Raw genomic sequence first — 9343 nt, 5'->3', positions numbered from 1 at the left:
CGGCAGCGCCCACCTCGCCGGTCGTGGCCGCGGCCGCCGAATCGCCGGTCGCGGAGGGACTCTCGGCCTCACCGTCGACCGCGCCGGCGGGGTCCGCAGGCGCACCCTCAGCGGTATCAGCAGCGGGAACGGCACCGAATTCGGCGGGCTCGGCGACAGCTGCGTTCGAAGGTTCCTCGGCCGCAGAGGTTTCCGGAGCGGCGTCGGCCGCGGACGTCTTGTGGGCGGCCGCATCGGCAGTCGACACCTCGGGCGCGGCCCCGCTGGCGCCGGTCGCGGAGACGTCGTTCGCGGCGTCCGACTGCGATTCGACGGTGCTCGAAATACCCTCGGCGGCAACGGCTTCCGGTACGGCAGCGGAGACGTGTCCGGAGTCGCCCACACTGTCCGCTACATCCGAAGGCTGGTTGTTTCCGGCTTCCGACGCCTCGTCGCCCTCGACGGCTTCCGGCGCGCTCTCGGCGGCGGTGTCTTCAGCGGCGGCCGTATCGGGCTCCGTCGCGGCGAGGTCCGTCGACGCCTCCGGAGCGATGGTCGACGGCGCCGCGGCCTCGGCGGCCCCGTCCCGCGCGTTCAGTTCCTCCGCCGGGACGACCTCGATCGCCGCATCGTCGTAGGCCTCGTAGAGCGGGGAGCCGGCACCGGTGGGCAATTCGGTGTCGGAGTGGGCGCCGCAGCCGTATTCGACGTGGACCACCCGGCCGTCGGCGCCCATCGCGTTGGCGCAGACGCCGAAGGCGGCACGCAGCGCACCGGCGAGGGGCACGAAGAATCCGCACACTCCGCACGTTCCGGGGGCCGAACGCGCCATCTCGGTGTCGGGGCCGAATTCGGAGTACCAGCGCTCGGCGGCCTCCACGCGCCCCTCACGGCTGAGGACCTGGCGGCGGCCGAGGCCGACCTCCTCACACACCTCGTCGACCACCGGGTCGCCGGTCTCCAGATATCCGGGCACCAGGCGCGGATCGTCGACGCGCGGGGCGAGCAGATCGCCGGGCGCGAGATCGCCGGGGCGGATGCGCTGGTCCCACGGCACGAATTCCGGCGCCACCAGTGCGCCCGGCCCGGGTAGCAGCGCGGATTCGCTGACCGTCGCGTATTCGGCATCGGGCGCGGCCGCGACCACGACCTCCCACCGCCAGCCGCGGTACCCCGGCAGGGTCGCCGCGAAGTGATGGGTCGCCGCACACTCGTTCTCGCCGGTGACGCCCAGATGTTCGCCCACACCCGTGGGCTGCAACTCCAGGAGCGCACGGCGAGCCAGGTCGACCGCCCCCGCCAGGATCGGTCGCACGCCGGACTCCGAAACAGACACTGCGCTCACGTCCTACATTTTGCCGTATGAAATGCCAACGCCGTGCGGCGGCCGCAGCAGTGCTGATCGCGGCGTCCACAATGCTGTCCGCCGCGGCCTGTGAGCGCGACGACAACACACCGCGCCTGCGGGTCGAGGTGGTCGCCACCCGCCCGCACGACCGCACCGCGTTCACCGAGGGGCTCGAGGTCGACGGCCCGGTTCTCTACGAGAGCATCGGGATGGAAGGCGACTCCGGAGTGCGGGCGACCGACCTCACCACCGGCGCGCCGATCGCCACCGCGAAACTCTCCGATGCCTACTTCGGCGAGGGCATCACCCGCGCCGGGGACACCGTCTGGCAACTCACCTGGAAGAACGAGACCGCCTTCGCCCGCGATCCGCGAACGCTCACCGAACGCCGCCGCGTCCACTACGACGGCGAAGGCTGGGGCCTGTGCACCCGCGGCGACCGCCTGGTGATGAGCGACGGCAGCGACACCCTCACCTTCCGCGATCCGGCCACCTTCGCGACCACCGGCACGATCCGGCTCACCAGCCATCACGACGCCCGGCTCAACGAACTCGATTGCGCCGCAGACGGTTCGATCTACGCCAACGTCTGGCCGACCGATCAGATCCTGCACATCGACCCGGTCGGCGGCGCGGTACTCGCCGAGATCGAGGCCGGCGGCCTGTTGCGCCCCACCGAGCGCACCGGAGCAGACGTCCTCAACGGCATCGCCCAGCTCCCCGGCACCGACCACTTCCTGATCACCGGAAAGTACTGGCCGACCATGTTCGAGGTCCGATTCGTCCCGATGTGAGCGCGGCGGTCACCACGACGGCGGCCGACACGCATCGGATCACAGCCCGGCCGATGTCCACGCGCCGACCGAGTGCGAGAGAATCGACATGTGACTGCCTCCCGCGAACCCTCCGGCACCGAACCCGGTCCGTGGGACGGCGAGGAGTATCCCGCTACCCGGCGGCATCCCGGCTACGACCGTTACCCGCCGCCGAACACCCCGTCGTCGCACGCCCCGTCGTCCGCGCCCCTGCCTCCGCTGCCGCGCCGCGGCGGTGAACCGGACGTGCCCGAATTCGTGACCCGGCGCATGGCGACGGGTGAGCCACCGCGGGCCCTTCCGCCGCGCGGATCGCACAGCGACGACCGCTCCGGCGAGGCCCCCGAGGCCCCCGAGGCACCGAGCGCAGCCGAGCGCCCCCGACCCAAGGACGCGAAAATCGCCGAACGCCAACGTGTCCCTCGCAAGATGACGGTGACGCGCGTGATGGCGATGCGCACCAGGGACCTCACCGAGAAGGGTTTCCACACCTTCCAGCGCGCGGCGCGAGCCGACGGCGCGGGCGAATCCGGGCTCACCGCACTCGTTTACGCGACCATGGCCAACTTCGCCCTCGACGCCGCGATCGCGGTGGCGCTGGCCAATACGCTGTTCTTCGCCAGTGCCACCGCGGAATCCAAGACCAAAGTGGCGCTGTATCTGCTGATCACGATCGCGCCGTTCGCGGTGATCGCGCCGCTGATCGGCCCGCTGCTGGACCGGCTGCAACGCGGGCGCAGACTCGCGCTGTCGACCTCGTTCGCGATCCGGGTGGTCTTCGCGATCCTGCTGATCTTCAATTTCGACAGCTGGGCGCTGTATCCGCTGGCGCTGTGCATGATGATCTCGAGTAAATCGTTCGCGGTCCTCAAGAGCGCGGTGACGCCACGGGTGCTGCCGCCCGGTATCGATCTGGTCCGCACCAATTCCCGGCTCACCGTATTCGGCCTGGTCGGCGGGACGCTCGGTGCGGGCGCGGTGGCCGGAGCGGTCGCCGCGGTGGCCGGATCCGTCGGCGCGCTGGTGTTCGCGGCGCTGATCGCGGCGGCCGGGGCCTATCTGAGTCTGCGGATTCCGTCCTGGGTCGAGGTCACCGAGGGCGAGGTGCCGGCGACCCTCGGCTACCACAGCCGCAGCGGCACCGAAGTGCTGGACCGCGGTGAGAAGTCCGCGGTGAAACCCGGTCGGCGCCGGCAGCCGCTGGGCCGGTCGGTGGTCACCGGACTGTGGGGCAACAGCGCGATCCGGGTGCTGACCGGCTTCCTCACCTTCTATGTGGCCTTCGTCGCGAAATCGACCGAACACCGCCCGGTGCAGCAGGCCGCGATGCTCGGACTGGTCGGCGCGGCCGCGGCGATCGGCAACTTCGTCGGCAATGCGACCGGCGCCCGGCTGAAACTGGGCCGGCCCTCGCTGATCGTGGTGGAGTGCACCGCGGCGTGTACCGCCGTCGCCGTCGTCGCGATGCTGCTCGACAACCTGGTCGGCGCCGCAGTCGCGGCGCTGGTGGCGGCCTGTGCCAGCGCGCTGGCCAAGGTCTCGCTGGACGCCTCGATCCAGGACGATCTGCCGCCGGAATCGATCGCCTCCGGATTCGGGCGCTCGGAAACGGTGCTGCAGCTGTCCTGGGTGGTCGGCGGCGCCGGCGGCGTGCTGCTGCCGACCGTGTACTGGGAGGGCTTCGCGGTGGTCACCGCGGTCCTGGCGCTCGGATTGGCGCAAACCTTCGTGAGCTACCGTGGGCATTCGCTGCTCCCCGGATTGGGCGGTAACCGTCCGCAGCACGTCAAACAGGAAGTCCCCCTAGCGACAGGAAAACAGCCACAGTGACCAAGCCCAGCACCCGCACGATCCTCGCGCTGGCCCTGGCGGCAGTTCTGGTCGTCGCCGCGGCCGTCGCCGGCATCGTGGCGGTGGCGGTGCACAACGCGCACGAGGCCGATCCCACGGTCACCGCCTATGCGCACGGCAAGACCGTCACGGTTCCGCCCTATCTGTACTGCACGATCGGCGAACCGGATCCGCACGGCCGCGTCTCCCCGGACTGTAGGCGCACCGAGATCACCGCGGAACTGAATCCGCCGCTGGGCTATCCGGTGCAGCTGTCGCTCCCCCGGCACATCGCCGACGCGCCCTGGGTGATGGTGCTGGAGTACCAGCAGATCGACAATCCGGGCAAGACCGTGCAGCACCTGGCGTCCTACCGCGACTACCCGCAGGGCACCCTGGCCGTGACGGTGGACAGCCATCCCGAACCGAACCTGCGCCTGATCGGCGTCGAGGTGCAGCTGCTGCTGCTCGTGCGTGACGAGGCAGGCAACGAAGCGTTCTCGCCGTATCAGGCGTGGTCGATCAGGGCGGCGTGACCGCGGTTTCCTCGCGAATCAGGCGCTCGCGAACTCAGTGATCGAGTTCGCGGGCCACCCCGCGCACCACTTCGGCGATGCGCTGCGCGGTCTTGCGATCGGGGTACTTACCCTTGCGCAGCTCCGGCTGCACCGTCGCCTCCAGCAGGGTGATCATGTCCTCGATCATCCCGTGCAGGTCGTCGGGCGCCTTGCGCGGATGGGCCGGAGCTTCCTTGCGCACCCGGTCGTTGCGGCCCTGCGCATTGCGCACCGAGGGCAGCGGATCGAGCAGCTTCAGGCTCAGCGCCTGCGGGCCGCGGCGACCGGCGGCCATTCCGAACTCCACGCGCTGGCCGGGCTTGAGCGCCTCGACACCCTTGGGCAAGGCGGACGACCGAACGTAGACGTCCTCACCCTCATCCTGGGAAAGGAAGCCGAAGCCCTTGTCGACGTCGTACCACTTCACCTTGCCGGTCGGCACTGCGCTCACCCGTTCGTCATCGTTGTCCGGTCCGTCCGAATCCAGCGGGGTCACGAACGACCCCGGACACGGACGTAGGTTCCGGCGAAACGCCGGAACCTATCTCTGTGCGAAAAGAACGCGCCCCACACAGCTATGCAGGACGCGATTGGTTCGAGTCTACCCCGGTGGGGATAGGGCGAGCACATCCGTTTTACGGTGCACCCATGCCGGACTCCTCCTCGCCCCGCGCGCCCCGGGGCTCCAGCGACGTGCTGTTGCGCGTGGCCGTGGGCCTGTTCGCGGTCGGCGTGCTCGCGATCGTCGCCATTTTCCTCACGCCGATCCTGACCGACGCCGACCCGCCGCTGTGGCTGTATCTGGTGGCGATGGCGGCGACCCCGCTCGGGCTGCTGCTCGCGATCGCGTTCGCGCTGTGGTCGGGGCGACGCGCCCGCTGACTGTTTCCCCAACACGCCGGGCAATTACACGTGTGACCTTCGTCACATAACGACGCGATAACGCCGCGGTCACGACCCGCACTCGGCGGAGACACGCCGTACTCACCTGCACAGACGCCGATTCGGAAGGTCTTGCGGCACAGCGCGACCGGCCATACACGCCGGTTACCAAATAGTGATTTTTCAGCCGGATCGTCGTACCGTCTATCGCAGCCGGGACATCCCGGCACCACCGGCCCGCCGCACCGAGCCTCGCCCCGCGGGTACGGACCCCGACGGAACCAGGGGCGAGGGCGGGGAACCCACGTTCCCACAGAGGTTTTCGGAGCTCAACCGAGTTTCGAAGCCTCCGCAGGAAGCGGGAACGGCCGGCAACGACCGATCCCTTGGGGTGAAGTCCCGGCGAGCCGGGACCGGACGGCCTCTCAGTCCGAACCCGACAGCTCACCTCGCAGGCGCGTACGAGAGGAAGACGACCCGATATGAGTGGACGCCATCGCAAGCAGACCAACACCGGTCGCACCGTCGCCAAGGTCGCTGTCTCCACCGCGATCATGGGTGGCGCGGGTGTGGCTCTCGCTGGACACGCCGCCGCGGCTCCCGATTCGGAGTGGGACCGCCTCGCACAGTGTGAATCCGGTGGTAACTGGGGCATCAACACCGGCAACGGCTACCAGGGCGGTTTGCAGTTCTCGCAGTCGACGTGGGCCGCTCACGGCGGCACGCAGTACGCCCCCTCCGCCAACCAGGCCAGCCGCGACCAGCAGATCGCGGTCGCCGAGAAGGTGCTCGCGACCCAGGGTTGGGGCGCGTGGCCTTCCTGCTCCTCCAGCCTCGGCCTGCACGGCAGCGCCACTCAGCGCGAGGTGCCCGCTTCTCCCGCTCAGTCCCCGCGCTGGCAGCCGGGTGCCGCCGAGAGCGAAGCCTCGACCCAGGCCCCTGCCGATGGCAACCAGCAGGTGTTCTCCGCCGTCGACAAGGCCGTCACCGCCGCACAGGCGCAGGGCGTGCAGCTGCCGCAACCGGCGCTCGACGCGTACAACGCCTTCAAAGCCAGTGGCGCCAAACTCGATCCGTCGATCGTGAACTTCTACGAGGCGAACAAGGGCCTGCTGCCCAACTAGACCGCTCACATAGTTTCCCCCTGCAGGGAAGGCCCGCATCTCGCGATGCGGGCCTTCCCTGCGTTTCCGGGGAGCATGAAGCGTGTATGCCCGCCGACGGCCTGCCTGCGACGCGAGCGCGGCGATGTCCGCCCGGATAGGACGCCTGGATACGGGACCCCGGATACGAAAAAGACCCGCCTTCCTATTACAGGAACGCGGGTCTTCTTCGTGTTCGCGTCAGCGGTTGACCACCGTGTGCGGATGCACGTAGGGCAGGGTGTCAGCCGGCACCGGAAACTCGGTGTCCTCACCGTAGGGCGAGAGGCCACCGGAACGGGTCGACGACAATTCGGTAACCGCGTGGTCACCGTGGTCCACCTCGGGCCAGCCGTTGTCGACGTAGGGTTTCTTCGATTTGTTCACCACGGCCTCATTCTGGCATGTTCGCTCGCCGTAGTCTGGATTGGATGACCACGACCGATGCCCGAGCCTCCGACGACGGCGCCGGGACGCATTCCGGGGCCGACGCCGGACCCGCCGAGCTCGGCACACTCACCGACTGGCTGAGCTCCCGCAGCGACGACGATCTGGTCCGGCTGCTGGGTTTGCGCCCCGACCTCGCCGTGCCGTTGCCCGGTTCGATGACCGTACTGGCCGCCCGCGCGGAACAGCGGGCGTCGGTGCTGCGTGCCGCCGACGATCTGAACACACTCGAGTTCGCCGTAATCGAAACTCTCGCCGCGCACAACGCATTCGGCGGCAGCCGCCAGGAGCGCCCGTTGCCGCGCCGGCGCCTGCACGAACTGCTCGCCGATCGGGTATCCGCCGCCGCTGTCGACGCCGCGCTCGCGCGCCTGATCGAGCGCGCGGTGGTGTGGGGCACCGAGGAACTGTTCGTCGTGCCCGCCGCGCCGGAGGCCCTGCCGTGGCCGATGGGGGCCACCACGGAACTCCCCGACGCACTGACAGAGCCCGAGATCGAGACGGCGCTGCGCGAGATCGGCGGCGCCGAACGCGCTCTGCTGGACAAGCTCGCGACCACCGGCCCCCGCGGCCGCACCCGCGACGCCGCGCCCGGCACCGATCCGGAGCGGCCCATCCAGCGGCTGCTGGCCCGCCGGCTGCTGATCTGGATCGACGACGAGACCGTCGAACTCCCTCCGGCCGTCGGCCAAGTGCTGCGGCGCGAACCGGTCACCGATCCCCACGTGCTCACGCCCCCGCAGCCACAGACCCGCGAGCACTCCGCCGCCGACGTGAACGCCGCGGCGGCCGGTGAGGTCGGCGAGTTGCTGCGCCACGCCGGCGACATCCTCGAGGTTGTCTCCCAGGTGCCGGCGCCGGTGCTGCGGGCGGGCGGCCTGGGGGTGCGAGAACTGCGGCGCATCGCCAAACAGACCGGGCTCGACGAGACGCGGGTAGGGCTGCTCGTGGAGGTGCTGGCCGCGGCCCGGCTGCTGGACAAGGGAATTCCCGAGCCGCCGCCGGACAACGACGCCGGTGAGGATTTCTGGGCCCCCACGATCGCCTCGGACGGCTGGCTGGAGGGCCCGGCGGCGCGCCGGTGGGCGGTGCTCGCGCACGCCTGGCTCGAGTTGGACCGCTTCCCGTGGATGATCGGCCTGCGCGATGTGAACGACAAGCCGCTGGCCGCCCTCTCGGCGGAGCTGCGCACCGCGCACGCGGTCCCCGATCGGCGTGCGATCCTGGCGGTGACCGCGGAGTTCCCGCCGGGTACGGCGATCACGGCCGCCGATGTGGCGCGGGTGCTGAGCTGGCGAATGCCGCGGCGGCGCAGGCATTTCCGCATCGAGGCGGTCGAGCGCACGCTGTCGGAAGCGGCGGCGCTGGGGGTGGTCGGCCGCGGCGCGCTCACCTCCGCGGGCCGGGCGCTGCTGCACGGCACCGTCGCCGACGCCGAGGCCGAAATGGACGCGGCCCTGCCCGAACCGGTCGATCACGTGCTGGTGCAAGCCGATCTGACCGTGGTCGCCCCGGGGCCGCTCGTGCCGGAACTGCGGGAGCGCATCGCCCTGGTCGCCGATATCGAATCCGCGGGCGCGGCAACCGTCTACCGCATCGGCGAAGGGTCGGTGCGGCGCGCGCTCGACGCCGGCATGACCGCCGCCGAACTGCATCAGCTGTTCACCGCCCATTCGCGCACCCCCGTCCCGCAATCGCTGACGTACCTGATCGACGACGTGGCACGCAGGCACGGGCGCTTGCGCGTCGGGATGGCGCAATCGTTCGTGCGCAGTGAGGATCCGGCGTTGCTGGCCGAGGTGCTGGCGGCACCCGTGGCGGGACAGCTGGCATTGCGAGCCGTCGCGCCGACGGTGGCGATCTCGCAGGCGCCGCTGGGCGAGGTGCTCGAGCAGCTGCGCGCGGCGGGGTTCAGTCCGGCCGGTGAGGATTCGTCGGGGGCGATCGTGGATCTGCGCCCGCGCGGGGCGCGGCTGTCCACCCGGCCGAACGAACGCCACGCCTGGCGGCCCACCCCGCCCAGTGCCGAACAGCTGCGGCTTCTGGTGGGCGAACTGCGCGCCGGGGAGAAGGCCGCCCGCAGCCGGTCCGGGCAGCGGGTGCGTAGCGACGGCACCCGCACGAGTACCGCGGCCACACTGGCGCTGCTGCAACTGGCGGTGCGGGTGCGCCGCCCGGTGCATATCGGTTACGTCGACGCCCAGGGCGTGGCCACCCAGCGCATCGTGGAACCGGTGCGGGTGGCCGGTGGCCAGCTGGATGCCACCGATCCGGACACCGGCGCGATCCGGCACTTCACCTTGCACCGGATCGCGTCGGTGGCCCTGGTCGAGCCGTGAACCG

9 protein-coding genes and 1 riboswitch are annotated in these 9343 nt (G+C 70.4%); of the genes, 6 read left to right on the top strand and 3 right to left on the bottom strand.

The genetic code is table 11. The annotated features are described in order from the left end of the window. Window positions 1–1324: DUF3027 domain-containing protein (locus NN2_RS35840; protein WP_245658873.1), on the bottom strand; the 1324-nt coding region annotated here is incomplete at its 3' end. Between the two features lie 17 nt (window positions 1325–1341). Between NN2_RS35840 and NN2_RS27160 the strand changes: the two genes are divergently transcribed. From NN2_RS27160 to NN2_RS27150, 3 genes are all read left to right on the top strand, one after another. After that, entirely contained in the window at window positions 1342–2121 is a 780-nt protein-coding gene (locus tag NN2_RS27160) for a glutaminyl-peptide cyclotransferase (protein WP_063017076.1), read from the top strand. Window positions 2122–2211: 90 nt separating this feature from the next. Then, entirely contained in the window at window positions 2212–3972 is a 1761-nt protein-coding gene (locus NN2_RS27155; protein ID WP_063017074.1) for an MFS transporter, read from the top strand. Further along, a complete protein-coding gene (locus NN2_RS27150) occupies window positions 3969–4508 on the top strand; it encodes a DUF2771 domain-containing protein (protein ID WP_063017072.1) in 540 nt (179 codons plus the stop codon). Before NN2_RS27155 ends, NN2_RS27150 begins: the two co-directional genes overlap by 4 nt. Window positions 4509–4542: 34 nt before the next feature. Here the strand turns inward: NN2_RS27150 and NN2_RS27145 are convergent, their stop codons facing one another. Continuing rightward, window positions 4543–4971: a cold-shock protein gene (locus tag NN2_RS27145; RefSeq protein ID WP_174553987.1), complete on the bottom strand. Its 429-nt coding sequence runs from the start codon at window positions 4969–4971 to the stop codon at window positions 4543–4545. A gap of 206 nt (window positions 4972–5177) precedes the next feature. On the opposite strand from NN2_RS27145, the gene NN2_RS27140 reads away from it, so the two are divergent. After that, window positions 5178–5411, top strand: coding sequence for a hypothetical protein (locus NN2_RS27140; RefSeq protein ID WP_030513265.1), 234 nt, complete (start codon window positions 5178–5180; stop codon window positions 5409–5411). Window positions 5412–5732: 321 nt separating this feature from the next. Next, window positions 5733–5884, top strand: a riboswitch (cyclic di-AMP (ydaO/yuaA leader). A gap of 9 nt (window positions 5885–5893) precedes the next feature. Continuing rightward, entirely contained in the window at window positions 5894–6535 is a 642-nt protein-coding gene (locus tag NN2_RS27135) for a resuscitation-promoting factor Rpf1 domain-containing protein (RefSeq protein WP_030513264.1), read from the top strand. A gap of 219 nt (window positions 6536–6754) precedes the next feature. On the opposite strand, the gene NN2_RS27130 is transcribed toward NN2_RS27135, so the two are convergent. Beyond that, entirely contained in the window at window positions 6755–6943 is a 189-nt protein-coding gene (locus NN2_RS27130; protein ID WP_063017070.1) for a hypothetical protein, read from the bottom strand. A gap of 41 nt (window positions 6944–6984) precedes the next feature. Here NN2_RS27130 and NN2_RS27125 point away from each other — a divergent pair, with 41 nt between their 5' ends. Further along, window positions 6985–9339, top strand: coding sequence for a helicase-associated domain-containing protein (locus tag NN2_RS27125; protein ID WP_063017085.1), 2355 nt, complete (start codon window positions 6985–6987; stop codon window positions 9337–9339). Window positions 9340–9343: the final 4 nt, after the last annotated feature.

Source organism: Nocardia nova NBRC 15556, from assembly GCF_001613005.1.
GTDB classification, from domain to species: domain Bacteria; phylum Actinomycetota; class Actinomycetes; order Mycobacteriales; family Mycobacteriaceae; genus Nocardia; species Nocardia nova.
This window is presented reverse-complemented; position numbering and strand designations above follow the sequence as displayed.